This is a genomic window from Xanthomonas sp. DAR 35659, assembly GCF_041242975.1.
In the GTDB taxonomy this organism is placed as follows: domain Bacteria; phylum Pseudomonadota; class Gammaproteobacteria; order Xanthomonadales; family Xanthomonadaceae; genus Xanthomonas_A; species Xanthomonas_A medicagonis.
In genome coordinates this window covers 4,586,863-4,611,435 of record NZ_CP162488.1, presented here as the reverse complement: position 1 = coordinate 4,611,435, position 24,573 = coordinate 4,586,863, and the positions used below count along the sequence as shown (strand labels likewise).

At 67.1% G+C, this 24,573-nt stretch carries 23 protein-coding genes and 1 riboswitch; of the genes, 16 read left to right on the top strand and 7 right to left on the bottom strand.

What is annotated here, in order from left to right; genetic code table 11:
- Positions 1-193: 193 nt before the first annotated feature.
- Positions 194-1,255 carry a DNA polymerase IV gene (gene dinB / locus AB3X07_RS19480; RefSeq protein WP_369940446.1) on the top strand — a complete coding sequence of 354 codons (1,062 nt, stop codon included), beginning with the start codon at positions 194-196 and terminating at the stop codon, positions 1,253-1,255.
- A 326-nt stretch (positions 1,256-1,581) separates the two neighbouring features.
- Complete coding sequence (gene gph / locus AB3X07_RS19475; RefSeq protein WP_369940444.1) at positions 1,582-2,235, top strand: phosphoglycolate phosphatase; 654 nt, start codon at positions 1,582-1,584, stop codon at positions 2,233-2,235.
- Positions 2,236-2,412: 177 nt separating this feature from the next.
- Here the strand turns inward: gph and btuB are convergent, their stop codons facing one another.
- From btuB to AB3X07_RS19460, 3 genes are all read right to left on the bottom strand, one after another.
- Positions 2,413-4,284, bottom strand: a complete 1,872-nt coding sequence (btuB, locus tag AB3X07_RS19470; protein WP_369940443.1) for a TonB-dependent vitamin B12 receptor — start codon at positions 4,282-4,284, stop codon at positions 2,413-2,415.
- A 113-nt stretch (positions 4,285-4,397) separates the two neighbouring features.
- Positions 4,398-4,616, bottom strand: a riboswitch (cobalamin riboswitch).
- A gap of 163 nt (positions 4,617-4,779) precedes the next feature.
- A complete protein-coding gene (locus AB3X07_RS19465) occupies positions 4,780-5,193 on the bottom strand; it encodes a TfoX/Sxy family protein (RefSeq protein WP_369940442.1) in 414 nt (137 codons plus the stop codon).
- Between the two features lie 7 nt (positions 5,194-5,200).
- A complete protein-coding gene (locus AB3X07_RS19460) occupies positions 5,201-5,683 on the bottom strand; it encodes a GAF domain-containing protein (protein WP_369940440.1) in 483 nt (160 codons plus the stop codon).
- A gap of 146 nt (positions 5,684-5,829) precedes the next feature.
- Here AB3X07_RS19460 and bioD point away from each other — a divergent pair, with 146 nt between their 5' ends.
- Positions 5,830-6,519 (top strand): dethiobiotin synthase, encoded by a 690-nt coding sequence (gene bioD, locus AB3X07_RS19455; RefSeq protein WP_369940439.1) that lies wholly within the window; start codon positions 5,830-5,832, stop codon positions 6,517-6,519.
- 305 nt (positions 6,520-6,824) lie between these two features.
- On the opposite strand, the gene AB3X07_RS19450 is transcribed toward bioD, so the two are convergent.
- The 3 genes from AB3X07_RS19450 to AB3X07_RS19440 form a co-directional block, all read right to left on the bottom strand.
- Positions 6,825-7,202, bottom strand: a complete 378-nt coding sequence (locus AB3X07_RS19450) for a phasin family protein (protein WP_369940438.1) — start codon at positions 7,200-7,202, stop codon at positions 6,825-6,827.
- Positions 7,203-7,471: 269 nt separating this feature from the next.
- Complete coding sequence (queD, locus tag AB3X07_RS19445; protein ID WP_369940437.1) at positions 7,472-7,828, bottom strand: 6-carboxytetrahydropterin synthase QueD; 357 nt, start codon at positions 7,826-7,828, stop codon at positions 7,472-7,474.
- A 133-nt stretch (positions 7,829-7,961) separates the two neighbouring features.
- Positions 7,962-9,323 (bottom strand): DEAD/DEAH box helicase, encoded by a 1,362-nt coding sequence (locus tag AB3X07_RS19440; RefSeq protein ID WP_369940435.1) that lies wholly within the window; start codon positions 9,321-9,323, stop codon positions 7,962-7,964.
- Positions 9,324-9,695: 372 nt separating this feature from the next.
- Between AB3X07_RS19440 and AB3X07_RS19435 the strand changes: the two genes are divergently transcribed.
- Together AB3X07_RS19435 and maiA are read left to right on the top strand one after the other, a co-directional pair.
- Complete coding sequence (locus AB3X07_RS19435; protein ID WP_369940434.1) at positions 9,696-10,685, top strand: fumarylacetoacetate hydrolase family protein; 990 nt, start codon at positions 9,696-9,698, stop codon at positions 10,683-10,685.
- Between the two features lie 90 nt (positions 10,686-10,775).
- Positions 10,776-11,435, top strand: a complete 660-nt coding sequence (gene maiA / locus AB3X07_RS19430) for a maleylacetoacetate isomerase (protein WP_369940432.1) — start codon at positions 10,776-10,778, stop codon at positions 11,433-11,435.
- A 135-nt stretch (positions 11,436-11,570) separates the two neighbouring features.
- Here maiA and AB3X07_RS19425 read toward each other — a convergent pair whose 3' ends face one another.
- On the bottom strand, positions 11,571-12,710 hold the full coding sequence (locus AB3X07_RS19425) for a PilT/PilU family type 4a pilus ATPase (protein WP_369940431.1): 1,140 nt from the start codon (positions 12,708-12,710) through the stop codon (positions 11,571-11,573).
- 99 nt (positions 12,711-12,809) lie between these two features.
- Here AB3X07_RS19425 and AB3X07_RS19420 point away from each other — a divergent pair, with 99 nt between their 5' ends.
- The 11 genes from AB3X07_RS19420 to AB3X07_RS19370 all read left to right on the top strand — a co-directional run bounded on the left by AB3X07_RS19420 (position 12,810) and on the right by AB3X07_RS19370 (position 24,567).
- Complete coding sequence (locus tag AB3X07_RS19420) at positions 12,810-13,202, top strand: DUF4398 domain-containing protein (RefSeq protein ID WP_369940430.1); 393 nt, start codon at positions 12,810-12,812, stop codon at positions 13,200-13,202.
- The gene (locus AB3X07_RS19415; RefSeq protein ID WP_369940428.1) at positions 13,199-14,095 is read left to right on the top strand and encodes an OmpA family protein; all 897 of its coding nucleotides are present in this window, start codon (positions 13,199-13,201) and stop codon (positions 14,093-14,095) included. Before AB3X07_RS19420 ends, AB3X07_RS19415 begins: the two co-directional genes overlap by 4 nt.
- Positions 14,096-14,432: 337 nt before the next feature.
- Complete coding sequence (locus AB3X07_RS19410; RefSeq protein WP_263110973.1) at positions 14,433-14,657, top strand: YdcH family protein; 225 nt, start codon at positions 14,433-14,435, stop codon at positions 14,655-14,657.
- A gap of 199 nt (positions 14,658-14,856) precedes the next feature.
- On the top strand, positions 14,857-16,227 hold the full coding sequence (locus tag AB3X07_RS19405; RefSeq protein WP_369940427.1) for a pyridoxal-phosphate dependent enzyme: 1,371 nt from the start codon (positions 14,857-14,859) through the stop codon (positions 16,225-16,227).
- Between the two features lie 81 nt (positions 16,228-16,308).
- Positions 16,309-17,505: a cystathionine gamma-synthase gene (locus AB3X07_RS19400; protein WP_369940426.1), complete on the top strand. Its 1,197-nt coding sequence runs from the start codon at positions 16,309-16,311 to the stop codon at positions 17,503-17,505.
- Entirely contained in the window at positions 17,502-18,341 is an 840-nt protein-coding gene (locus AB3X07_RS19395; RefSeq protein WP_369940424.1) for an ABC transporter permease, read from the top strand. Before AB3X07_RS19400 ends, AB3X07_RS19395 begins: the two co-directional genes overlap by 4 nt.
- Positions 18,331-19,695, top strand: coding sequence for an ABC transporter ATP-binding protein (locus AB3X07_RS19390; RefSeq protein WP_369940423.1), 1,365 nt, complete (start codon positions 18,331-18,333; stop codon positions 19,693-19,695). Before AB3X07_RS19395 ends, AB3X07_RS19390 begins: the two co-directional genes overlap by 11 nt.
- Positions 19,682-20,320 (top strand): CatB-related O-acetyltransferase, encoded by a 639-nt coding sequence (locus AB3X07_RS19385; protein ID WP_369940422.1) that lies wholly within the window; start codon positions 19,682-19,684, stop codon positions 20,318-20,320. Before AB3X07_RS19390 ends, AB3X07_RS19385 begins: the two co-directional genes overlap by 14 nt.
- Positions 20,317-21,387 (top strand): class I SAM-dependent methyltransferase, encoded by a 1,071-nt coding sequence (locus tag AB3X07_RS19380; protein WP_369940420.1) that lies wholly within the window; start codon positions 20,317-20,319, stop codon positions 21,385-21,387. The genes AB3X07_RS19385 and AB3X07_RS19380 overlap by 4 nt, the downstream gene beginning before the upstream one ends.
- A gap of 169 nt (positions 21,388-21,556) precedes the next feature.
- Positions 21,557-22,870 carry a glycoside hydrolase family 99-like domain-containing protein gene (locus AB3X07_RS19375; protein ID WP_369940419.1) on the top strand — a complete coding sequence of 438 codons (1,314 nt, stop codon included), beginning with the start codon at positions 21,557-21,559 and terminating at the stop codon, positions 22,868-22,870.
- Complete coding sequence (locus tag AB3X07_RS19370; protein ID WP_369940417.1) at positions 22,858-24,567, top strand: rhamnan synthesis F family protein; 1,710 nt, start codon at positions 22,858-22,860, stop codon at positions 24,565-24,567. The genes AB3X07_RS19375 and AB3X07_RS19370 overlap by 13 nt, the downstream gene beginning before the upstream one ends.
- Positions 24,568-24,573 lie beyond the last annotated feature (6 nt).

Below are 24,573 nucleotides of genomic sequence, written 5' to 3'. Positions count from 1 at the left end.
AGGGCAGACAGTCGAGGCGCGCAAGCGTGCACGATGCGCGCGCGTTCAATCAAACGTTTTATCCGTACGCACGCGTAGCGTAGGCGCTGCTGCGCCGCGGCGCGCTGCGCGAAATCAAGGCGCGCGTTCTCGGTCCGTGCGCAGGCGTGGCTTATCATGCCAATACCGTTCGCTGGCGTAGGGTGCAGAGCCGATGCGCAAGATCATTCACGTCGACATGGATGCGTTCTACGCGTCCGTGGAGCAGCGTGACGATCCCGCATTGCGCGGCAAGCCGGTGGTGGTGGCCTGGCGCGGGATGCGCTCGGTGGTGTGCGCCGCGTCCTACGAGGCGCGCGTGTTCGGCATCCGCTCGGCGATGCCGGCGTTGCGCGCCGAGCGGCTGTGCCCGGACGCGATCTTCGTGCCGCCGGATTTCGCGCGCTACAAAGCGGTATCGCGGCAGGTGCGCGAGATCTTCCAGCGCCATACCGACCTGATCGAACCGCTGTCGCTGGACGAGGCGTATCTAGACGTCACCGTGCCCAAGGGCGAACTCGCCACCGCCACCGAGATCGCGCAGACCATCCGCGCGCAGATCCGCGAGGAAACCCGGTTGACCGCCTCGGCCGGGATCGCGCCGAACAAGTTCCTGGCCAAGATCGCCTCGGACTGGCGCAAGCCCGACGGTCAGTTCGTGATCCGCCCGCATCGCGTGGAAGCGTTCCTGATGCCGTTGCCGGTGAACAAGGTGCCCGGCGTGGGCAAGGTCATGGAGGCCAAGCTGGCGGAACTGGGCATCGCCACCGTCGGCGACCTGCGCGCGCGCAGCGAGGCGGAACTGGAGGCGCGCTTCGGCAGCTTCGGCCTGCGCCTGTACCAGCGCGCACGCGGCATCGACGAGCGCCCGGTGGAATCGGACCAGCCGGTGCAGTCGATCTCCTCCGAAGACACGTTCGCCGAGGATCTGGCGTTGGAGGCGCTGGAGCCGGCGATCCGGCAACTGGCGGAAAAGACCTGGAGCGCGACCCGCCGCACCGAGCGCGTCGCGCGCACCGTGGTGCTGAAGCTGAAGACCGCCCAGTTCCGCATCCTGACCCGCAGCTTCACCCCGGAGCAACCGCCGGACTCGCTGCAGGCGCTGACCGACATCGCGCTGGCCTTGCGCCAGCGCGTGGAGCTGCCCGCGACCACGCGCTATCGCCTGGTCGGCGTGGGCCTGTCCGGCTTTCACGAACCCGAGCCGGTGCAGACGCAGGGGCGGCTGTTCCGCTGATCCGGTGGAGGTGGGCATGTGTGCAGCGCCGGCTGCTTGGATCGACGCCTCGGCGCTGTCATCGCCACGTTGCCGGTCGCTGCGTTCGCACGATCGCGAGCGCGCGCGGACCGCAGGCGTCCTGGTAGAGGCGTGGAGTGCGGCGTTGCCGTCGAGGTAAAGCCAGCGCCCTGATTGGTGCGTGGTCGCAGACGATCTGCACGCCGTGCCGGCGCGTGCTGCGAAACAGGGGCGCTGCGGCCATGCCGCCGGCCGCGTAGGCGGCGCGACGGCGCAACGCTGCGCCGCCGCTAAAATGCGCGCTTCCTTCCCCGCGCAGGTATGCGATGACATTCCCGTACGCATTGGTGGTGTTCGATCTGGACGGCACCCTGGTGGACAGCGGCGCGGACATCGCCGAAGCGCTCAACCGCACGCTTGCCGATTTCGGCCTGCCGCGCGTGCCGGAAACCACCGTGCTCGGCTGGATCGGCGATGGCGTGCGCAAGCTGGTCGAGGCCGCATGGCGGCACGCCGGCGACGCCACGCCGCTCGACGCGGTGATGCCGACCTTCATGCGCCACTACGAGGAATGCCTGCTGCGTAGCCCGCAGCTGTATCCGGGCGTGGCCGAGGCGCTGGCGCAGTTGCGCGCGCGCGGCGTGACGCTGGCGCTGTGCACCAACAAACCATCGGCGTTCGTGCAGCCGCTGCTGCACCATCTCGCCGTGGCCGATGCCTTCGCCGCGGTGCTCGGTGGCGACAGCCTGCCCGAGCGCAAACCCCGTCCGGAACCGCTGCTGCATCTGGCGCAACAATTCGGTCAAGCGCCGGCGCGTTGCCTGATGGTCGGCGACTCGCCCACCGATCTGCAGGCCGGGCACGCCGCTGGCATGCCGGTGGCGCTGGTGCGCTACGGCTATCCGCGCGACCTGGACCTGGCCACCGCCGACGTGGTGCTGCTGATGGACGACATGCGCGAGCTGTTGCACCTGCGCTGAGGCCAGTGTGGTGCCGGTGCCGCACTACCCGGCAGGATCTTGTGTAGGAGCGGCTTCAGCCGCGACGCTTTACCGGTAACGCCCGGTCGCGGCTGAAGCCGCTCCTACTGGATGCGCTGGCGCGGAGGCCAGGGAGCCAACCCAAGGGCTGCGCCGCACGGCGCAGCCCTTGCCTACTCAGCGTGCCGCCGGCGCGTAGCGCAGGGTCAGCGCGTACTCGCGGCCCGGCTGGTTGTACCAGTTGATGGTCTGGTAATCGCGGTCGAACACGTTGCTGGCCTTGGCCTGCAGCGTCCAGTCCGGCGCGAAGGCGTACTCCACGCGCAGGTCGACGGTGCCGTAGCCGGCCAGACGCGTGCGGTTGGCCGCGTCGTCGAAGCGGTGGCCGCTGCCGAACGCGGTCACGCCCAGCTTGACCGGGCCGAAGCCGCGGTCCACGTCCAGCCGCGCGGTGTTCTGCGCGCGCCGCGCCAGCCAGTTGTCGCGGTTGGCGCCGTCGCTGCGGTTGCGCGGGTCGGTGTGGCTGAGCTGCGCCGACAGTTCCCAGCCGGCCAGATCGGCGTAGCCGGTCAGTTCGGCGCCGCGGATCCGCGCCTCGTCCACGTTGACCGGCAGGAAGGTGGCGGCGTCGTAGGAAATCAGGTCGTCGACGCGGGTCTCGTAGACGTTGAAGGTCCAGTTCCAGGTATCGGCGTACTGCGCCACGCCCAGGTTGCCGCTCTTTGACTTCTCCGGCTTCAGGTCCGGGTTGCCGGAGAACGGGAAGTACAGGTCGTTGAAGGTCGGCGCCTTGAAGCCGGTGCCGATGCTGGCGGTGAGCTTGAAGCCGCCGTCCAGCGCCAGGCCCCAGCCGAGGCTGCCGGTGGTGTGCTCGCCGAACTGCTCGTTGTCGTCGCTGCGCACGCTGGCCTGCACCTGCTGCGCGCCGAAACGGCCCTGGTACTCGGCGAACACGCCGGTGTTGTCGCGCTCGTCCACGTCGAACGCGGTGGTGCCGGTGACCTGCTCGCGCTGCCAGTCCACGCCGGCGCTCAGCAGGTGGCCGTCGGCCAGGCCGAAGTCGCCCTGCAGCGCGGCCGTGTCGCGGCGGCTGTCGAAGGTGCTGACGAAGCTGCGGGTGTCGCTGCCGGCGGCGTGGTAGTAGCTGTCGGCCTTGTCGGTGTTGCGGCCGACCTGCGCGGCCAGGTGCACGCGCTCGGATGGGGTCCAGTCGAGCTTGCCGCCGAACACCTGCTGGGTGTTGTCGGCTTCGTTGCCGGCGAACAGCGCATCGCCGTCGTATTCGTTGCGGCTGTCGATGTTCAGCGCCTGGCCCTCGATGCGCAGGGTGTCGCTGAGCGCATAGCCGGCGCGCGCGCTGAGCGAGACGTTGCGGTAGCCGTCGCGGTCCGGCTCGTCGACGAAGCAGCCGGCGAACAGCGTGGCCGAGCCGTTGCAGGCGTTGATGCCGTCGGTCTTCTGGTAGCCGCCCTGCACCGACAACCAGCCGCGCTCGCCGCGGTTGCTGAAGCCGGCGCTGGCCTGGCGCAGGCCGTCGCTGCCGGCGCCCAGGCTCAGGTTCTGCTGCAGGCCCTGGCCGCCGTGGCGGGTGAAGATCTGGATCACGCCGCCGATCGCATCGGAGCCGTACAGGCTCGAGCGCGGGCCGCGCACGATCTCGATGCGCTCGATCTGGCTCAGCGGCAGATCCTGGAACGCGGCCAGGCCGGCGCTGGCCGAGCCGATGCGCACGCCGTCCACCAGTACCAGCACGTGGTCCGATTCGCTGCCGCGCAGGTTCAGCGTGGTCAGCTTGCCCAGGCCGCCCTGGTTGGAAATGCCGATGCCGGCGCGGCCCTGCAGCAGTTGCGCCAACGAGGTGGCCTGGCTGCGCTCGATCTCGGCGCGGTCGATGACCTGCGCCGGGACCACGCTGTCCTCCACCGAGATCTGGGTACGGGTGGCGGTGACCAGGACCTGGTCCAGGTCGGTGGCGGCATCGGCGGCGAGCGCCAGCGAGGGCAGGGACAGGGCGGACGCGATCGCGACCGAAAGCAGGCGGGACGACATGGGTGGCAACTCCGGCGCGCGGCGGCGCGCTGTGACGGCAAGGGAGTCGCGAACGGAAGGTGCAAGCGGACGGCGCCAAACGCGGCGCGGCACGCCGCGACGCCCTCCGCATCGCAACCAGTGAACTGCAAGGCCGGTCTCCGGGCTGGCGATCTGGGAGCCGAAACTCCCGGCTGCGACGCCTTCCCATGCCCAAGGCACAGTGGCGCAAGTCGTCAGCGCGGATCGCTTACCGTTGCGGGGGCAGCGCCGGCCTTGTCGCAAGACGCACCGGCTTCCCGTTTCAACCTGCAGGCCGGGGCCGGCAGGTCACCTTGAAGCGGCGCGATTGTACGCGATTGCCGGGGCGTGGCGCCGAGTGCGGCCGGATCGCGCCGGCGCTTGGGGGCTGGTGGCGCAAGAGGCCAGGGCGGAGATGCGCTTGCCCGGGCCTTGCGGCGGCCTCGCTGTGGCGAAGCCGCCGCCGGTTGTCGCCGATAGCACGCGGTGCGCGGATCAGTCGTCGTCGCGCTCGCCGGCATGGTGGTCGGCGTCGAACGCATGGCCGCCGAACGGGGCGTCGTCCGTAGACGGCGCATCGCCGCCGTCGCCGTCGCGATCGAAATGGGTGGTCGCCACCGGTCCGGCCACCGGCAGCCCGCGCTGCGCCGGCAGTTGCGCCGCCGCCAGGTCCAGCTCGGCGAGCAACTGCGTGCGCCGCGCCTCCGGCAGTTCCTGCCAGTGGCAGCCGGTCAGCGCGCCCTCCAGCGAGTACAGCAGGTTGAGGCTGGGCTTGAAGCCGGCGCGCTTGACCTTCAGGAAGGCGCCGACCGCCCCGGCCGCGGCCAGGTCCTGCTGCGTGCGCAGGCCGACCTGGCGCAGCCAGGCCGCGCTCTTGGGACCGATGTTGCGCAGCTTTTCGGTGCTCATCGCCGGCTCACTGCAGGCTGTCGACGAAGACCCGGGCGATCGCTTCCAGGCCGCGCTGGTCGTCGGCATCGAAGCGCGCCAGATCCGGGCTGTCCAGGTCGAACACGCCGATCAGGGTGCCGTCGCGCTGCAGCGGCACCACCAGTTCCGAGCGCGAGGCCGCATCGCAGGCGATATGCCCGGGAAACGCCTCGACGTCGTCGATGCGCTGGGTCTGGCCGGTGCTGGCCGCGGCGCCGCACACGCCCTTGTGCAGCGGGATGCGCACGCAGGCCGGCAGGCCCTGGAACGGGCCGACCACCAGTTCCTTGCCGTCGTAGAGATAGAAGCCGACCCAGTTCAGCCGCGGCAGCGCGTGGTACACCAGCGCCGCCAGGTTGGCGGCATTGGCGATGCGGTCGGGCTCCCCGGCGACCAGGGCGCGGGCCTGATCGAGCAACTGGGCGTACTGTTCCGGCTTGCTGCCGGTGAGCGTGGAGGAAGCGAACATCCGGCGAGTCTAGCAGCGGCTGCTCATGGCTTGGGCGCCAACGCGGTCGCTATCGCCGACTGCGGCGGCGCTGACGCGGCGCACGGCGCCGGCTATCCTGCGCGGCCGCGCCGCATGTAGCGGACTCGAAGAGAGGATGTGTTGCGATGGCTGTTCCCGCGTTCTACGTCACCGGCACCGATACCGGTATCGGCAAGACCATCGCCAGCACCGCGCTGCTGCACGCATTGCGCGCGCACGGACAAAGCGCGGTAGGCATGAAGCCGGTCGCCAGCGGCTGCGAGCGCGGCGCCGACGGCTGGCGCAACGAGGATGCGCTGGCGCTGCAGGCGGCCAGCGCGCCGCGCCCGGACTATGCCGACCTCAATCCCTATGCGCTGCCGGCGCCGCTGGCGCCGGAACTGGCCGCCGCCGATGCCGGCGTCGAGCTGGAACTGGCGCCGATCGCCGCCGCCTTCGCGCGGTTGCGCGCGCAGGCCGACGTGGTGGTGGTCGAAGGCGTCGGCGGCTGGGCGGCGCCGCTGTCGGCGACGCTGGACCAGGCCGACCTGGCGCGCGCCCTGGACCTGCCGGTGCTGCTGGTGGTCGGGCTGCGCCTGGGCTGCATCAACCACGCCCGGCTCAGCGCCGCGGCGATCGCCGCCGACGGCCTGCGGTGCATCGGCTGGATCGGCAACGAGATCGACCCGGCGATGGAGCGCATCGACGACAACATGGCGATGCTGCGCGAACGGCTGCCGATGCCGTGCTGGGGGCGCCTGCCGCACCGACCGCAGCCGCAGGCCGCGCACCTCGCGGCGGCCTTGCAGCCGTGGGCGGGAATGCCGGCGGGCTGAGCCGGGAGGGGCGCGCGTCGCGCCGCTGGCATGCCGAAGATGCTGTCGAAAAGTGGCTTTCAGCCCTAGCGCCCCGCTGCCGAGGTGTCGGGGCTGAAGCCCCTCCTACAACGAAACCCCAGTTCGCCCAGCGTTGCCGGCGCGCGCGGTACAGCAGCGAATCCCCAATCCCGAATCCCGAATCCCGCCCATAAAAAGGCCCGGTAGAGGGAGGGATCTACCGGGCCTGGGGGTTGCACGGGGGGAGGGACCCATGCAAACCGAGCGTGCGTCGCGCGGCGTGCCGCGGCGACGGCGATACGGGGTTACTTGGCGGTGTTCTTCGCCTTCGGCGCGGCCTGCTCGGTGGCGGCCTCGAACTGGCTCTTGGCGAGCTGGCCGATGGCTTCGGAGGTCTTCAGGCTCAGACCGAACACTTCCTGATTGGCCGTGGCCAGCCGCTCGAAGTTGTCGCGGGCGACCTGCAGGCCCTTCGGCCACAGCGACTGGACGCTGCCAAGGTCGCGCGCTTCGGTCAGCTCGCCGAGGAACCCGGTGGTGGCGGCGACGTTCTTCTCGAAGGTCTTCAACTGCACGCCGAACACGCTCTCGGCGCTTTCCAGCGCCAGGCGATTGGCCCGCGCGGCGGCGGCGGCGAACTGCTGGGTATAGCTGCTGAACTGATCGTTGAACTGAGCGGACATCGTGCGACTCCAGGGAATGCCGACTTGCTGTTGCAGTGCAACATACGCCGATTCTGCTGCGATGCAACAAAATTTTCTGAAGCCGCTCAGGATTCGTTCAAACTGCTTTTCGGATCAGTGACTTGCCCATCCACTACCGGCTGTTCCGCAAGCCGCCAACACACCCGCCAGGCACCCATTGCGCCGGGGAAGCCTGCCACCACGAAGCCCATCAGGTGCCGAGGAGCCGCTTTTACGATTCCCCATTCCCCATTCCCCGCTCCAAGCCCTCAAGCCCCCCGATAGCGACACCCCGACGTACAGGTCTCATGCACCACGACCTCGCTCAGCAACGGCAGTGCCGGCTTGAGCCGTTCCCAGATCCACATCGCCAGGCGTTCGCTGGTCGGGTTCTCCAGTCCGGCGATGTCGTTGAGGTAGTGGTGGTCGAGCTGTTCGTAGATCGGCGCGAACGCGGCCTTGATGTCGCCGAAGTCCATCACCCAGCCGGTCTGCGCGCCGGGCTCGCCGCTGACGTGCAGTTCGATGCGGAACGAATGGCCGTGCAGGCGCGCGCACTTGTGGCCGGGCGGGACGTTGGGCAGGCGGTGCGCCGCCTCCAGGGTGAAGATCTTGAAGATGTCCATGGGGTCATTGTAGGTGGCAGGGCGCGCGCCGACGTCGGCCGGCGCGCGGGTGCTGGAGACGCGAGGGCGTCGCGTCATCGAAACACGAACGCCGCCCGGAGGCGGCGTTCGTGGCGGGGCGGGCTGACGTGGCTCAGCGCGCGCCGGGCTGGCCGCCGCCGCGCCGGCGCTCGCCCTGGCGGCGCGCGCCGCCGGGCTGGGTGCCGCCGGCCGGCTTGGCCCCGGCATGGGCATGCGCATGCCGCGGCGCATCGCCGTGCGGACGCCGCGCGTGGCTGCCGCGGCGCGGCGGGCGCTGGCCGCCCGGACGCTCGTCCGGCGGGTTGTTGTTGCCCCAGCGGATCGGCGTGACCGGCTCGAAGCCCGGCACGTCGCGGATGTCCATGTCGCGCTTGAGCATGCGCGCGATCGCGCGCAGCAGCTTGGCCTCGTCCTGCGCCACCAGCGAGATCGCCTCGCCGGTCGAACCGTTGCGGCCGGTGCGGCCGATGCGGTGCACGTAGTCCTCGGCGACCATCGGCAGGTCGTAGTTGATGACCTTGGGCAACTGGTCGATATCGATGCCGCGCGCGGCGATGTCGGTGGCCACCAGCACGGTGATGCGGCCGGCCTTGAAGTCGCTCAGCGCGCGCAGGCGCTGGCCCTGGCTCTTGTTGCCGTGGATCGCGGCGGTCTTGATCCCGGACTTGTCCAGGAACATGGTCAGCTTGTCGGCACCGTGCTTGGTGCGCGCGAACACCAGCGTCTGCATGCGCGAATCGGCGGCCAGCAGGTGCAGCAGCAACTCGCGCTTGCGGGCGCCGTCGACCGGGTGCACGCGGTGGGTGATGGTGTCGGCGACGGTGTTGCTCGGCGTGGCCTGGATTTCCTGCGGGTCGTGCATGAACTCGCGCGCCAGCTGCTTGATGCCTTCTTCGAAGGTCGCCGAGAACAGCAGGGTCTGCCGGTTCTGCTTGGGCAGCTTGGCCAGGATGCGCTTGATCGAGGGCAGGAAGCCCATGTCGAGCATGCGGTCGGCTTCGTCCAGCACCAGGATCTCGATGCCCGACAGGTCCACGCTGCGGCGCTCGAGGTGATCGAGCAGGCGGCCCGGGCAGGCGATCAGCAGGTCCACGCCGCGGCGCAGTGCGTCGAGCTGGTTGCCCATGCCCACGCCGCCGTAGATGGTGGCGCTGGGGATGCGCAGGTACTTGCTGTAGCCGCGCAGGCTGTCGTGCACCTGGGTGGCCAGCTCGCGGGTCGGGGTCAGGATCAGCGCGCGCGGCTTGCGCGGGCCGCCGCTGCTGACCGGCTGCGGCGAGGTGCCCAGGTGCTGCAGCAGCGGCAGGCCGAACGCGGCGGTCTTGCCGGTGCCGGTCTGCGCGCCGGCCATCAGGTCGTGGCCTTCCAGCGCCAGCGGAATCGCCTGCGACTGGATCGGGGTGGGGGTTTCATAGCCCTGCTCGGCCAACGCACGCAGCAGGAAGGGCGCCAGGCCCAGGGATTCGAACGACATCAGGACGCTCCAGATAACGCGCCGTCGCCGGGACGTGCCCGGCGTGCAGACGCAAGTAGGGTGAGGCTCGGAGCGTTCCCGTGAACCGCGCTGCGAGAGGGTGGATCAACCCGGAGCAACAGCGCTCGGGTTCGTCGGCACCACGAAAGGCGTCGGGCGGGGCGGGCGAGCGGATCCTCGCGATCCTGGACTCGCCGGCGGTCCCTGAGGGAAACGGACGGCCGCATGCAGACCGGCGCAGTCTACGCTGAATTGGCGCATTGCACAAAAGGCGTCGCGATCGGGCCGACGGCCGGCGCCTCCGTTTCACTTGCAACCAATCTCCGCTGTGGCCGTACAATCGCCCGCTCGGCTCCCCAGCACTGGACGGACATGAAGCTAGGTTCCCTGAAGGAAGGCGGCCGCGACGGCACCCTGATCGTGGTGTCGCGCGACCTGACCCGCGCGGTGCGCGCCACCGGCATCGCCCCGACCCTGCAGCGCGCGCTGGAGGACTGGAGCAACCTGGCCCCGCGCCTGAACGCCCTGTTCGAGTCGCTCAACGACGGCAGCGCCGACGGCCAGTTCGACCTGGACATGGCGGCGCTGGCGGCACCGCTGCCGCGCGCCTACGAGTTCCTCGACGGCAGCGCCTACCTGCCGCACGTGGAGCGGGTGCGCCGCGCGCGCGGCGCCGAGGTGCCGGAGAGCTTCTACACCGACCCACTGATGTACCAGGCGGTCAGCGCCGGCTTCTACGGCCCGCGCGATGCGGTCAAGGTGGTCAGCGAGGACTACGGCATCGACCTGGAGGCGGAGATCGTGGTGGTCACCGACGACGTGCCGATGGCGGTCGATGCGCAGCAGGCGGCCGCGCATATCCAACTGGTTGGGCTGGTCAACGACGTGTCGCTGCGCAACCTGATCCCGGCCGAACTGGCCAAGGGCTTCGGCTTCGTGCAGTCCAAGCCGCGCTCGGCGCTGTCGCCGGTGTTCGTGACCCCCGACGAGCTGGGCGAGGCCTGGCGCGACAACAAGGTGCATCTGCCGCTGCTGACCCACATCAACGGCGCCTGGTTCGGCGCGCCCGAGGCCGGCGAGGACATGCAGTTCGACTTCGCGCAGCTGATCGCGCACGCCGCCAAGACCCGGCCGCTGGCGGCCGGCGCGGTGATCGGCTCGGGCACCATCGCCAACCAGGACACCGCGCGTGGCGCGTCCTGCTTCGCCGAGCAGCGCACCGTGGAAACCCTGCGCGACGGCAAGCCGAGCACGCCGTTCATGAAATTCGGCGACGTGGTGCGGATCGAGATGCTGGACCCTGACGGAGCGAGCATCTTCGGCGCGATCGAGCAGCGCATCGAGCCCGCGTCCCGGCCCTGAGCCGGCCGGCGGCGGCAACCGGACGACCGGCGGCGCGCGCGTTGCCGCGTCCGCGGTATCTTCGGTGTTCCGGGGACGAGGGGATGGGGCGTGGAAGAGGCGTTGCAGCTGTACACCTACTGGCGCTCCAGCGCCGCCTACCGCGTGCGCATCGGTCTGAACCTGAAGGGCTTGGCCTATCAGGCGATCCCGGTGCACCTGGTGCGCGACGGCGGCCAGCAGCACGCGCCGGAGTACGCGCGGCTCAATCCGCAGGAACTGGTGCCGACCCTGTGCCACGACGGCCAGCCGCTGCGCCAGTCGCTGGCGATCCTGGAGTACCTGGACGAACGCTGGCCGGAGCCGCCGCTGCTGCCCGACGCGGCGATCGACCGCGCGCGGGTGCGCGGGCTGGCGCAACTGATCGCCTGCGACATCCACCCGCTCAACAACCTGCGCGTGGGCCAGTTCTTCGAGAACGTGTGGAGCGTGCCGCAGTCCGAGCGCGAGGAATGGATGCTGCACTGGCTCGCACTGGGCTTCGATGCGCTGGAGCAACTGCTCGCCGAATCGCCCGACACCGGCCGCTATTGCCATGGCGAACAGCCGGGGCTGGCCGATTGCTGCCTGGTCCCGCAGGTGTACAACGCGCGCCGTTTCGGCCTGGACCTGCAGGCCTACCCGACCCTGGAGCGGATCGAACAGGCCTGCCTGGCCTTGCCGGCGTTCGACGCGGCGCGCCCGGAACGGCAGCCGGACGCGCAAGTCTGAGCGCAACGCACCGCCGTCGTAGGAGCGGCTTCAGCCGCGACAGGCACCATCAGGCGCCGGCAGGTGCGTGGCGCGACGACGCGGGTCCCTGTCGCGGCTGAAGCCGCTCCTACACCGCGGCGCCGTGCGCGCGGCTCAGCCGAAGCCGTGGGTAATCCGCGGCGAACTGGCGGCGCCGGCGTCGTAGTCGGCGTAGGGATCGTGCTCGCCGCTGGAGCCCTCGGACAGGCGGAACTTCAGCGCCAGGCCGTCGCGCGAATCGGCCGCGCGCAGCGCTTCCTCCTGCTCGATCTGGCCCTGCTTGACCATTCGGAACAGGCACTGGTCGAAGGTCTCCATGCCTTCCTCCAGCGACTCCTCCATCGCCGCCTTGATCTCGTGGACCTGGCCGCGGCGCAGCAGGTCGCGGATCATCGGCGTGTTCAGCAGCACCTCGGTGGCCGGGCGGCGACGCTCGTTCTTGTCCTTGACCAGGCGCTGCGAGATCACCGCGCGCAGGTTCAGCGCCAGGTTCATCAGCACGTTCTTGTGCGCGCTTTCCGGGAAGAAGTTGAGGATGCGCTCGATGGTCTGGTCGGCGTTGTTGGAGTGCAGCGTGGCCAGGCACAGGTGGCCGGTCTCGGCGAAGGCGATCGCCGCCTCCATCGTGGTCGCGTCCAGGATCTCGCCGATCAGGATCACGTCCGGCGCCTCGCGCATCGCGTTCTTCAGCGCGTTGTGGAAGGCGTGGGTGTCCAGGCCGACCTCGCGCTGGTTGACGATGGACATCTTGTGCTTGTGCAGGTACTCGATCGGGTCCTCGATGGTGAGGATGTGCCCGGTCGTGGTGCTGTTGCGGTGGTCGATCATCGACGCCAGCGAGGTGGACTTGCCCGAGCCGGTCGAGCCGACCACCAGGACCAGCCCGCGCGGGGTCATGATCACATCCTTGAGCACCTGCGGCAGGTGCAGTTCCTCGATGCTGGGGATCTTGCTGCGGATCGCGCGGATCACCATGCCGACCTCGCCGCGCTGCTTGAACACATTGACGCGGAAGCGCCCGGCGTCCTGCAGGGCGATGGCCATGTTCAACTCCAGGTCGCGCTCGAACTGCGGCACCTGGCCCTCGTCCATCAGCGAATAGGCGATCTTCTTGACCATGCCCGGCGGCAGGCCGGTGGCGCCGAGCGGGTACAGCTTGCCTTCGATCTTGATGTAGACCGGTGCTCCCGTGGTCAGGAACATGTCCGAGGCGTTCTTTTCGGTCATCAGCTTCAGGAAGTAGCCGATATCCATGCGCAATGGTTCCCCAACGATCCGCGGCCGCCCGTTGCAAGCGCGCCACAGGCTTCCGACAATGGCCGCGCTCGACGTCTCCGCCTACGGCCCCCCTTGATGAAAACTAGCTTCGCACAAATCCGTTGCCCGCTGTACGTGATGGCGTGCGCATTGGCGCTGTTTGCCGCGCCCGCCGCGTTCGCCCAGGTCGCCTCGCCGGAGCTGCTGACCGCGCAGCAGGCGGTGCAGCGCGCGATCCAGGCCGACGCCGATCAGTACGCCCCCGACCTCATCGCCACCGCCCGCCAGGGTCTGGAACAGGCGCAGCAGGCGGCGCTGGACCGCCGCCAGCGCAAGACCGCCCCGCAGCTGGCGCTGCGCGTGGCCGCCGATGCCGACCTGGCGCGGGCACGCAGCGAGGAGGCGGTGGCGAATGCGCAACTGCAGCAGCGCAAGGCCGAGGTCGCCGAGCTGCAACGCACGCTGGGCACCGGGGAGGGCCGTCCATGAGCCGCCGCCCTGGCATGACCGGCCGCCTGGCCGCGCTGCTGTTGCTGGTCGCGCCGCTGGCGGCGTTCGCCGCCGAGGATCCGGAAGTGGCCGTGCTCAACCAGCGCCTGATCGCGCTGCAGGCCGATCCGCTCAGCGCCGACGTGGCCGCCTACGAGCGGCTGCAGGCGCAGCAGGCGGTGGCCGCGTTCGCCGCGGCCAAGCGCAAGGAGCAGGACGATGCGCGCTACATCGCCGAGCGCCGCGTGGAGATCGCCGAGACCAGCGCCCGCGCGGCGCTGGCGCGACGCGAGGTCGACCGGCTGGAGCGCACCCGCAGCGAGCTGCTGGTCGAAGCCAGCCGCCGCGAGGCCGCGCGCGCGCGCCAGGAAGCCGAGCGGCTGCGGGTGCAGGCGCAGATCCAGGCCGAGGAGGCCGAGAGCCTGCGCCAGGCGGCCGAGGCCGAGCAACTGGCGCGGCAGGACGCCGAGCAGGCGCTGACCAGCGTGGCCGGGCAGCAGACCGCCAAGCTCAGCGCCGCGCAGCAGAAGTCGGCCAAGCTGGCGCGCGAGGAGGCCGAACTGGTCGCCGGGGCCAAGCTGCCGGCGTCGCGCTTCGAGGCGCGCGGGGAGGTGTTCACCGTGACCGGCGGCGCGTTCGCCGCCGGCAAGTCGGCCCTGACCGCCGACGCCGCCGGCCAGGCCAAGGCGCTGGCGCAGTACCTGCAGATCGCGTCCAAGGGCCGGGTGCGGATCGAGGCCTACGACGCCGACGCCGGGGTGGCGCAGAAGCGCGCCGACGCCCTGCGCGACGCCCTGGTGGGCGGCGGCGTCGCGGCGAGCCGGCTGCAGGCGGTGGGCAAGAAGGCGCCGGCCACCAAGGCGCGTGCGGCCGAGGTGGTGATCGCGCCGTGAGCCGGGATCGCCGTCATGGTCCTGGAAACGGTTTTAACGCGGTTTTTCCCTGGGCCTGAGCGGCAAGCAACTGAATGCGGAAAAGCGGGCGAAGGTCCCTTGTCGGAAGCGGTGGGGTGGCGTAGGGTCAAGTCCCAGGCGGCAGTTTCGTCGCCTGGTCCCACGGAGACACCGGGCCGATGAAGCAGTGGCACGCAGCGCAGCACGATGGACCCAGGGCCGCAGGCCCGGGCGCTGTGGTGGTAACGCTGGCGGCCCGCGCGGCTCCGCTCCCAGGCAACGCCCCGCGCCGTTCCGGCCGGGGCGTTCTCGTTTCCAGCTGAAGGAGGCTCATCCTATGTTCGAAGGGCAATCGCAGACCGAAATCGACGCGCTGATCAAATCCGATCCCGAGTTCAAGCAGCTCTACCAGCGGCACAAGACCCTGGACAAGAAGTGCATGGATGCCGAACTCGGCGTGCTGCCGATCGACGATCTCACCCTGTCCCAGATGAAGCGGGAGAAGCTCGCAGCCAAGGAAAAGCTCCTGCGGCTCTACGACGAGCAGCAGAAGCCGCACTGATCCACCCTCCCACGACAGGTTCACTTGTCGCGGGCGGTGGCCGGCCTCCTCGTCGGCCTGCCACCGTCCGCGTCATCCTCTCCGAAGCCGCGATCGCGGCTTTTTTCTTGCCCGCGCGGGCGCCGTGTCTGACATTCCGGCGCATAGCGCGGATAATCACCGGTCCAGCCGCTACGACGGCGCGATGCTCCCGGACTCGATGGCCATTCACTCCTCCGTACTCGACCTGATCGGCGACACCCCCATCGTCAAGGCCAGCAAGCTCGACACCGGCGTGTGCGAGCTCTACCTGAAGCTGGAGAGCGCCAATCCCGGCGGTTCGATCAAGGACCGCATCGGCCTGTCGATGATCGAGGCGGCCGAACGCCGCGGCGAGCTCACGCCCGGCGCGGTGCTGGTCGAGGGCACCGCCGGCAACACCGGCATCGGCCTGGCCCTGGTGGCCCAGCAGAAGGGCTACAAGCTGATCCTGGTGGTCCCGGACAAGATGAGCCGGGAGAAGATCTTCAACCTCAAGGCGATGGGCGCCGAGGTGGTGCTGACCCGCTCCGACGTGGCCAAGGGCCACCCCGAGTACTACCAGGACCTGGCCGCGCGGATCGCCGCCGAGACCCCGGGCGCCTATTTCATCAACCAGTTCGGCAACCCCGACAACCCGGCCGCGCACGAGTTCGGCACCGGCCCGGAGATCCTGCGGCAGATGGACGGCCGGCTGGACGCGATCGTGTTCGGCTGCGGCAGCTCCGGCACCATGACCGGCCTGTCGCGCGCCTTCGCCGCCGCCTCGCCGCACACCGAACTGGTGCTGGCCGACCCGGTCGGCTCGATCCTGACCGAGTACATCGAGCAGGGCACGGTCAGCGAGAAGTCCGGCAGCTGGCTGGTGGAAGGCATCGGCGAGGACTTCCTGCCCGACATCTCCGATTTCACCCGGGTGAAGAAGGCCTATTCGATCAGCGACGCCGAGAGCTTCCATACCGCGCGCGAGCTGCTGGCCAAGGAAGGCATCCTCGGCGGCTCCTCCACCGGCACCCTGCTGGCCGCCGCGCTGAAGTACTGCCGTGAGCAGACCGAGCCCAAGCGCGTGCTGGTGTTCGTCTGCGACACCGGCAACAAATACCTGTCGAAGATGTACAACGACTACTGGATGCTGGACAACGGCTTCCTGGAGCGCCCGCAGCACGGCGACCTGCGCGACCTGATCCTGCGCCCGTACAGCCAGCGCGACACCGTGGTGGTCGGCCCCAGGGACCTGCTGACCACCGCCTACCAGCGCATGAAGCTGTACGACGTGTCGCAGCTGCCAGTAATGGATGGCGACCAACTGGTCGGCATCGTCGACGAAAGCGATGTCTTGTTGCACGTGTACGGCGACGAGGCGCGGTTCCGCGATCCGGTCTCCACGGCCATGGTCAGCAAGCTCGACCGGCTCGACGTCAAATCGCCGATCGAGGCCCTGCTGCCGGTGTTCGATCGTGGGCAGGTCGCCATCGTGATGAACGAGGGCGCCTTCCTGGGGCTGATCACCCGCATCGACCTGCTCAACTACCTGCGCCGCCGCGTGCAGTGACGCCCGTTCAGGAACGGCCCCTGTGCATGGGGCCGTTCAGACCTCGCTGCTAGAATCACGCCCCTTCTCCGGGAACCCCTCATGACGGACCACACGTCCAACCCCCATGGCGACGGCCCTGCGCTGTCGCTGGCGACCCTGGCGATCCATGGCGGCCAGCATCCGGACCCGTCCACGGGCGCGGTGATGCCGCCGATCTATGCGACCTCCACCTACGCCCAGTCCAGCCCCGGCGAACACCAGGGCTTCGAGTACTCGCGCACCCACAACCCGACCCGCTTCGCCTACGAGCGCTGCGTGGCCGCGCTGGAAGGCGGCTCGCGCGGTTTCGCCTTCGCCTCCGGCATGGCCGCCACCTCCACGGTGATGGAGTTGCTGGACAGCGGCAGCCACGTGGTGGCGATGGACGACCTGTATGGCGGCAGCTACCGCCTGTTCGAGCGCGTGCGCAAGCGCACGGCCGCGCTGGAATTCAGCTTCGTCGACCTGACCGATCCGGCCGCGTTCGAAGCGGCGATCACGCCCAAGACCCGGATGGTGTGGATCGAAACCCCCACCAACCCGATGTTGAAGATCGTGGACATCGCCGCGATCGCCGCGATCGCGCGCCAGCACGGCCTGCTGGTGGTGGTGGACAACACCTTCGCCTCGCCGATGCTGCAGCGCCCGCTCGCGCTGGGCGCGGACATCGTCGTGCACTCGGCGACCAAATACCTCAACGGCCATTCCGACATGGTCGGCGGCATCGCCGTGGTCGGCCACAACGCCGAACTCGCCGAGCAACTGGCGTTCCTGCAGAACTCCGTGGGTGGCGTGCAGGGTCCGTTCGACAGCTTCCTGGCGCTGCGCGGCCTGAAGACCTTGCCGCTGCGCATGCGCGCGCATTGCGAGAACGCCCTGGCGCTGGCGCAGTGGCTGGACACCCATCCGGCGATCGAGAAGGTGATCTACCCCGGCCTGGTCTCGCACCCGCAACACGCGCTGGCGCAGCGGCAGATGTCCGGCTTCGGCGGCATCGTCTCGATCGTGCTCAAGGGCGGCTTCGACGCGGCCAAGCGCTTCTGCGAAAAGACCGAACTGTTCACCCTGGCCGAATCGCTGGGCGGCGTGGAAAGCCTGGTCAACCATCCGGCGGTGATGACCCACGCCTCGATCCCGGTGGAGCGTCGCGCGCAGCTGGGCATCAGCGATGGGTTGGTGCGGTTGAGCGTCGGGGTGGAGGATGTGGGGGATTTGCGGAGGGATCTGGACCTGGCGCTGGCTGTCGCTTCCGCATGAACCAGATGATCTCGTCCTCCGTCGCTGCCTCCGGTTCGCCGATGGCGATGATCCGTAGCTTCGTCAGCAATCGCGCCCTTATCTATCAATTGGCCAAGCGCGAGGTCATCAGTCGCTATCGCGGCTCGTTGATGGGCCTGGCGTGGTCGTTCTTCAATCCGCTGCTGATGCTGGCCGTCTACACGTTCGTGTTCTCTGTGGTCTTCAATGCGCGCTGGGGCGTTGAAACAGCGAACAAGGGCGATTTCGCCATCATTCTGTTCGTCGGCATTCTGGTGCATGGCATCTTCGCCGAATGCGTCAACCGCGCGCCCAGCCTGATCGTTGGCAACGCGAGCTACGTCAAGCGCGTCGTGTTTCCGTTGGAGACGCTGCCCTGGGTGGCAATGGGGGCGGCGCTATTCCATGCACTGGTATCGCTGGCGGTATTGCTGCTTGCGCAGTTGCTCATTCGCGGTGTCCTGCCGCTGACCGTCGTATACCTCCCGCTGGTGCTGCTCCCGCTGGTGCTGCTGACCATGGGCCTGGCCTGGCTGCTGTCGGCATTGGGCGTATTCGTGCGCGACATCGGGCAGATGACCGGCATCCTGACCACGATCCTGCTGTTCCTGGCGCCGGTTTTCTACCCTGTCACGTCGCTGCCCGAGGGCCTCCGCAGGTGGATCTATCTCAATCCTCTTACCTTCATCATCGAGGAATCGCGCGACGTGCTGATCTGGGCCAAGGCGCCCGATTTCATCGGGTTGGGTAAGTACACCGTCTTCGCCGCGTTCGTCGCGTGGATCGGCTACGCGTGCTTCCAGAAGATGCGCCGAGGATTTGCCGATGTCATCTAAGCACCCGGCGCAAGACCAGGCAGAGCTTGCCATCCGCGTATCGGATGTCACCAAGTGCTACCAGGTCTATTCGCAGCCGCAGGATCGGCTCAAGCAGGCCATCCTGCCGCGCCTGTCACGTTTCCTGCGCAAGCCCGGCCGCAACTACCATCGCGAATTCTGGGCGTTGAAGGGCGTCAACTTCGAAGTGCGCCGCGGCGACACGGTGGGCATCATCGGGCGTAACGGTTCGGGCAAGTCCACCTTGCTGCAGATCATCTGCGGTACGCTACAGCCGACCAGCGGGGAGGTTTCCGTGCGTGGCCGCGTCGCGGCGTTGCTGGAACTGGGCGCGGGCTTCAATCCCGAGTTCACCGGCCGCGAGAACGTCTACATGAGCGCCTCGATCCTCGGCCTGTCGAAGGAGGAGGTCGATCGAAAGTACGACGACATCGTGGCATTTGCCGATATCGGCGACTTCCTTGAACAGCCGGTCAAGACCTATTCCAGCGGCATGTATGTGCGGCTTGCGTTCGCAGTGATCGCCCACGTCGATGCCGACATCCTGGTGATCGACGAAGCGCTGGCGGTGGGGGATGCCATCTTCGTGCAGAAGTGCATGCGCTTCCTGCGCAAATTCCGCGAGAACGGCACACTTCTGTTCGTCAGCCACGACACGTCCTCGGTGCTGAATTTCTGTCAGAGCGCGGTGTGGCTCGATCGGGGCGAGATGCGGATGCATGGCACCGCACAGGAGACATGCAACGCCTACATCGAGTACTGCTCCCAGGAGGTCTATGGCGATACGGTCAAGCTGCGGTCGCGGCAGGCCGGCAAGGCCGAGCCGAAGACGGCGTCGCTGGCTCGCGTAGAGAAGGATCTGAAGGTCGAACTCTTCGATAACGTAGCCAACTCTGGAGGCTGGCAGTCTGGCGTGGCGAGCATCGATTCGGTGACGCTGTGCAACGACCAGGGCGAACCCTTCACCACCTTCGCCGGTGGCGAAGACGTGGTGCTGAAGATCCGCGCCACCGCTCACGAGCCGATGCAGAGTCCGCTGATCGGCTTCTTCGTCAAGGACCGGCTTGGCCAGTCGTTGTTCGGCGAACACACCTATACCTATGTGCAGCCGCCGATCCAGGTGGAGGCCGATACCGGCCTGGAAGCGTCCTTCCGTTTTACCCTGCCGCTTTTGCCTAACGGCGAGTACTCCATGACAGTCTCCATCGCCGATGGAGATCCTTACGCCAATACGCAGCACGCCTGGTTGCATGACGCGGTGCTGATCCGGGTCGCATCGCCCCGTCTGCGCTATGGGCTGGTCGGGATTCCTTTCGATGAAGTGAAGATGGAGCGCACGAGTGTCAGGCAATGAGCACGCCGTCTCGGCGCTGTCGGTGACAGAACGGCACGGATTCATCCCGCCATTGGTGTCGAGCGATCCGCGTATATCCGTGGGCCGCTTCACCTACGGCAATCCGCAGTTCAAAGTGTGGAGCGAAGGCGAGCGGATCGATATTGGCGCGTTCTGTTCGATCGCCGACGGCGTGATCATCTTCGGTGGGGGCGAACATCGCCCGGACTGGGTTACCACCTATCCGCTGCGGATTGCATTTAACTCCCCGGGTGCCGGGCAAGACGGGCTTCCGCACACGAAGGGCCGCACGTTCGTCGGTAATGACGTCTGGATCGGCCATGGCGCCATGGTGTTGTCCGGTGTCACTGTAGGCGACGGCGCATGCATCGGCGCTGGCGCGGTCGTCAGCAAGGATGTACCGCCTTACGCAATTGTCGCCGGCAACCCCGCGCGCGTGGTGCGCATGCGGTTCGACGAGCAGGTCGTCGCGCGACTGTTGGAGATCCGTTGGTGGCGCTGGCCGATCGAGAAGATCCGTTCCTTCGAATCCCTGCTGTGCTCCGGCGACATCGCTGCCTTCATTGCAGCGGCATCGCGCGATGACGACTCCATTTCTTCCTCTAAGCATCAGATTTCTCCATGATCGATATTCCGTTGTCTCCCAGCATGTTGATCGCCCCGCGATCGGTGCCCTTCAGCGCCTGGTTGGGGCATGTTCCGTTCGCATCGTGGCTGGTCGAGCAGCTTCGCCCGCAGTCGATCGTGGAGCTGGGTACGCATCGCGGCGCGTCTTTCCTGGCCTTTTGCCAGGCGGTCGAGGAGCAGCAACTGACCTCGCGCGTGTTCGCGGTGGATAGTTGGGAGGGCGACGAGCACGCTGGCTTTTACGGCGATGACATCTATAACGAATTGCGCGAGTATCAGCAGCGTCACTATGCCGGCATCTCTGAAATGCTGCGCATGCGGTTCAGTCAGGCATTGGAGTACTTCGCCGACGGCTCAGTCGACCTGTTGCACATCGATGGCCTGCACACGTATGAGGCCGTCCGGGAAGATTTCGAAACGTGGCTGCCGAAACTTTCCGGTCGCGGCGTGGTGCTGTTCCACGACACGTGCGTGCGCGAGCGTGGCTTCGGTGTCTGGCAGTACTGGGCCGAAATCAGCCGGCAGTATCCCGCGTTCGAGTTCACTCACACGCATGGACTGGGCGTGCTGTTGGTGGGGGAGCAACGCGATCCTGCGCTGTTGAAGCTGGCTGAAGCGGCGGCCTCCGGTGGATTCGCATTGATCAATCGGTTGTTCGACGCGTTCGGTCGCAACGTCAAAAACATGGAGGAGATCGAGCGCGTCTATGCAGGTCTTGCCGACGCGCGCGGTCAGGTGGTTGACCTTGCCCAGCGGGAGCAAGCGCAACAGGAGCATGCCCAGCAGTTGCAGCAGCAGGTGCAGCAGCAGCAGGCACTGCTGCAGCAACAGCAGCAGGAACTGCTGCAGCAGCAGGACCATGCCCAGCAACTCGAGCTGCGGGTACAGCAGCTCTCGCAGGACGCGGTATCGTCCGCTGAGCTGCGGCGCACCATTGTCGAGGAGCGTGCACAGGCGCTAAGCGAAGTGATGGCCGTTGTGGTTCCGCGTTTGGAGGGTAACGAGCAGAAGCTGGATCAGTTGTTGCTGCCGCGAAGGTGGTGGCGCCGTTTGATTGGCCGCTGAGCGTATCGGCGGCTAGCCAAGCCGGCGACCTACTCGGCATCTGCTTTGAGCGAGGCCCGGCACGCTGGGCCGTGTACGATTAGCCGCGGGGTCGTGGGGACGACTCTCTGCCTTCAGGCCTCGCAGATGTCCTGGTAAATGGGATCTGCCCGAATTTTCTGGAATGACAATGTCGACTGTAAAGCCAATTGCCTTTTATTTGCCGCAGTACCATCCGGTTGCGGAGAACTCCGAATGGTGGGGGCCGGGGTTCACGGAGTGGACCAATGTGGCAAAGGGGCGGCCGAACTTCGTTGGCCATTATCAGCCGCATGTGCCTCGTGAACTCGGGTTCTACGATCTGCGCCTGGTCGAAAACATGCGGGCCCAGGCTGAACTCGCTGCCCTGTATGGCGTCCACGGGTTTTGCTTCTACTACTACTGGTTCGATGGCCGCCGCATCCTCGAACTGCCGCTCGACAACTATCTGAAGAGCGATATCGAGTTCCCGTTCTGCATCTGTTGGGCGAACGAGAATTGGACGCGGACCTGGGATGGCATGGAGAAGGACGTCCTGCTGGAACAGAAGCACGGCGAGGATCAAGACCGTCGGTTCCTTGAAGATATCCTGCCGCTGCTGAGCGACCGACGGGCGATCCGGGTGGATGGCAAGCCGATGCTGCTCGTGTACCGTGCGGACCTGTTCCCGGACTCGAAGCAGACGGCCGAACGCTGGCGCGACGTCGCGCGGGAGAACGGTATCGGCGAAATCCATCTGGTCGCCGTACAGTTCTACGGCATCGTGGACCCGCGCGACTGGGGTTTCGACGCCGCTGTCGAGTTCCCGCCGCACACCTTCCTTGGTTCGGAAAATCGGGTGACCCACCATATCGACATGCTCAACCCGGAATTCCGGGGTGGCATGGCCGACTATCGCAAGGTCGTCGCGCAATCCATCAGCCGCGAAAAACCTGACTTCCGCTGGTACCGCGGCATCGTCCCTTCATGGGACAACACCGCCAGGCGCCAGCATACGTCGCACATCCTGGTGGACTCCTCTCCGTCGATCTACCAATACTGGCTACGCCAGTTGGTCGATTACACGCGGGTCAACAACGCACCCGAAGACCAGCTGATCTTCATCAATGCTTGGAACGAATGGGGGGAGGGTTGTCATCTCGAGCCCGATCTGAAGCACGGTCTGGCCTACCTTGAGGCGACGCATGCCGCGGTGACAGGAGCCCGTGCCGATCCGGATGATCTCCTCAACGACGGCAGGCTGCTTCGCGCTCTTGGTGGCGAACGCGCCGCAGCGCTATTGGACGACCGCGACCGCCTCATCAACGAAGTGGTTCTGCTTTCTGCGGAGCTGCGGCAGGCCAAGCCGCTGGCAGCCCCGGTGGTCAAGCGTTCCCGCTTGCGATCCCTGATTGGAAGGATGCTCCTGCCCTTTCCGCGGCTGCGCGCGTCCGCTGTCCAGGTCTATCAGATATGGAATCGATGATGGCGGTGCGTCGGGTTGCGGTCCTCGCCCACTTCGACGCCGAAGGTCTGCTGACCGAGTCCGCCCGGCGGCTGCTCGATGAGTTGCTGCTGCACGCCGAGCGGATCGTATTGGTATCGACTCGGCTGGCACCCGAACAGGCCGAGGGCCTGGATGACCGAATCACGGTGATCATTCGCGAAAACGTCGGCTACGACTTCTACTCGTTCCGCACCGGCATCTTCGCGATCGAGGCGCTGTATTCTTACGACGAACTGATCGTCGCCAACGATAGCGTGGTCACCATCGATCGGGGCGGCATCGGCAAGGCATTCGCGCAGATGCGCGATGTCGAATGCGATGTCTGGGGAATGACCGAGTCCTTGCAGGTAAGTCGGCACCTACAGTCCTATTTCCTGGTATTCCGCAAGAGCGCTTTCTTCAGTCATTACTTCGACCGTTTCTGGAGGAACGTCAGGGTATTGGACGACAAGTGGGAAATCATCCTTTCCTATGAGGTCGGCTTGACCCAATGGTTGCTTTCGCACGGGGCGAGGATCGCGGTGGCGTTCCAGCCCGATGACGCGGCAAGACGGACCGTGGCGGTCAGGTTGAAGCGCAAGCGATTGCGAGACGGAGTCAATGCTCTGATCGCGGCGCCGAGCAAGCAGGGAGTGCTGCATGCCAATCCGGCTCACTATCTCTGGGATGAGTTGTATCGCCGTTTCGGCTTCATCAAGAGCGAAGTGTTGCGTGATGATCCCAATGGCGTGCTCGATGTCGAACTGGCACGCCTGATCACAGACGACGCAGCGCGTGCGATGGTCGAGCGTGAGATCGCGCGGATGCGCCAGACCCGCAAGAGCGTGATGCCGATCGTCACGGGCGAGTGTGATGCGCCCACGCCGGACGAACTGGATCGCTATGGGGTCGCGGCGATTGATGCCGAGGAGTTGGGCGCTCGCTTTGCGATCGTCCTGCATCTTTTCCATGTCGATCTGATTGATTCGATTTACGCCTACATGCGTAACGTGATTGTCGATCACGATGTCTTCGTTTCGGTCAAGTCGATTGCCGATCGCCGCATCGCGATTCGATACTTCCAGGAGCACAAGGTCCGGGTCCGGGTATTCATTCATCCCAACATCGGGCGCGACGTCGGGCCCTTCATCAGCCTGCTCAACACCGGCTTGCTCGACCGCTACGACGCGGTCTGCAAGATTCATTCGAAGAAGAGCGTGTACCACGATGGCGGCGGCCAATGGCGCGACGAACTGATGAAGTCCCTGCTGGGCTCGTCGTTCGAGGTCCTGAGGATCCTTCGGGCCTTTGATGAGCATCCTGCATGCGGTATTGTCGGTCCGGAGTCGGCTTACCTGAGCAACGCACGTTTCTGGGGAGGCAACGAGGAGCGCTTGCGTGTCCTCGGCGCCGAGATGGGGGTCGACGATGCGCGCATACGTCTTGGGTTCTTCGCCGGCACCATGTTCTGGTTTCGGCCCGCCGCGTTGCGTGCGCTCCGCGCGCGCAACATCGGGTTGAGCGAGTTCGATCCCGAGGCGGGGCAACGCGATGCTACGCTCGCGCATGTGATCGAGCGGCTTTTTGTGCTCTGTGCCGAGCATGAAGGCTATTTTGCCGGGACGACGCGTTCCCCAGGTGTTGCCTTGCGCCATGAGGATTACGACAAGCAGGGGATTTTTGTTTTGCCTTCCTGATGTTCC

What these genes read in the sequence shown, in the direction of transcription:
- AB3X07_RS19465 (WP_369940442.1), bottom strand. Translation starts at nt 5,193, where the DNA reads ATGAGCACCGAAAAGCTGCGCAACATCGGTCCCAAGAGCGCGGCCTGG.
- AB3X07_RS19395 (WP_369940424.1), top strand. Translation starts at nt 17,502, where the DNA reads ATGAACCAGATGATCTCGTCCTCCGTCGCTGCCTCCGGTTCGCCGATG.
- AB3X07_RS19415 (WP_369940428.1), top strand. Translation starts at nt 13,199, where the DNA reads ATGAGCCGCCGCCCTGGCATGACCGGCCGCCTGGCCGCGCTGCTGTTG.
- AB3X07_RS19405 (WP_369940427.1), top strand. Translation starts at nt 14,857, where the DNA reads ATGGCCATTCACTCCTCCGTACTCGACCTGATCGGCGACACCCCCATC.
- AB3X07_RS19450 (WP_369940438.1), bottom strand. Translation starts at nt 7,202, where the DNA reads ATGTCCGCTCAGTTCAACGATCAGTTCAGCAGCTATACCCAGCAGTTC.
- AB3X07_RS19460 (WP_369940440.1), bottom strand. Translation starts at nt 5,683, where the DNA reads ATGTTCGCTTCCTCCACGCTCACCGGCAGCAAGCCGGAACAGTACGCC.
- queD (WP_369940437.1), bottom strand. Translation starts at nt 7,828, where the DNA reads ATGGACATCTTCAAGATCTTCACCCTGGAGGCGGCGCACCGCCTGCCC.
- AB3X07_RS19440 (WP_369940435.1), bottom strand. Translation starts at nt 9,323, where the DNA reads ATGTCGTTCGAATCCCTGGGCCTGGCGCCCTTCCTGCTGCGTGCGTTG.
- AB3X07_RS19380 (WP_369940420.1), top strand. Translation starts at nt 20,317, where the DNA reads ATGATCGATATTCCGTTGTCTCCCAGCATGTTGATCGCCCCGCGATCG.
- AB3X07_RS19375 (WP_369940419.1), top strand. Translation starts at nt 21,557, where the DNA reads ATGTCGACTGTAAAGCCAATTGCCTTTTATTTGCCGCAGTACCATCCG.
- gph (WP_369940444.1), top strand. Translation starts at nt 1,582, where the DNA reads ATGACATTCCCGTACGCATTGGTGGTGTTCGATCTGGACGGCACCCTG.
- AB3X07_RS19420 (WP_369940430.1), top strand. Translation starts at nt 12,810, where the DNA reads ATGAAAACTAGCTTCGCACAAATCCGTTGCCCGCTGTACGTGATGGCG.
- AB3X07_RS19400 (WP_369940426.1), top strand. Translation starts at nt 16,309, where the DNA reads ATGACGGACCACACGTCCAACCCCCATGGCGACGGCCCTGCGCTGTCG.
- AB3X07_RS19370 (WP_369940417.1), top strand. Translation starts at nt 22,858, where the DNA reads ATGGAATCGATGATGGCGGTGCGTCGGGTTGCGGTCCTCGCCCACTTC.
- AB3X07_RS19425 (WP_369940431.1), bottom strand. Translation starts at nt 12,710, where the DNA reads ATGGATATCGGCTACTTCCTGAAGCTGATGACCGAAAAGAACGCCTCG.
- AB3X07_RS19390 (WP_369940423.1), top strand. Translation starts at nt 18,331, where the DNA reads ATGTCATCTAAGCACCCGGCGCAAGACCAGGCAGAGCTTGCCATCCGC.
- bioD (WP_369940439.1), top strand. Translation starts at nt 5,830, where the DNA reads ATGGCTGTTCCCGCGTTCTACGTCACCGGCACCGATACCGGTATCGGC.
- AB3X07_RS19410 (WP_263110973.1), top strand. Translation starts at nt 14,433, where the DNA reads ATGTTCGAAGGGCAATCGCAGACCGAAATCGACGCGCTGATCAAATCC.
- btuB (WP_369940443.1), bottom strand. Translation starts at nt 4,284, where the DNA reads ATGTCGTCCCGCCTGCTTTCGGTCGCGATCGCGTCCGCCCTGTCCCTG.
- dinB (WP_369940446.1), top strand. Translation starts at nt 194, where the DNA reads ATGCGCAAGATCATTCACGTCGACATGGATGCGTTCTACGCGTCCGTG.
- AB3X07_RS19435 (WP_369940434.1), top strand. Translation starts at nt 9,696, where the DNA reads ATGAAGCTAGGTTCCCTGAAGGAAGGCGGCCGCGACGGCACCCTGATC.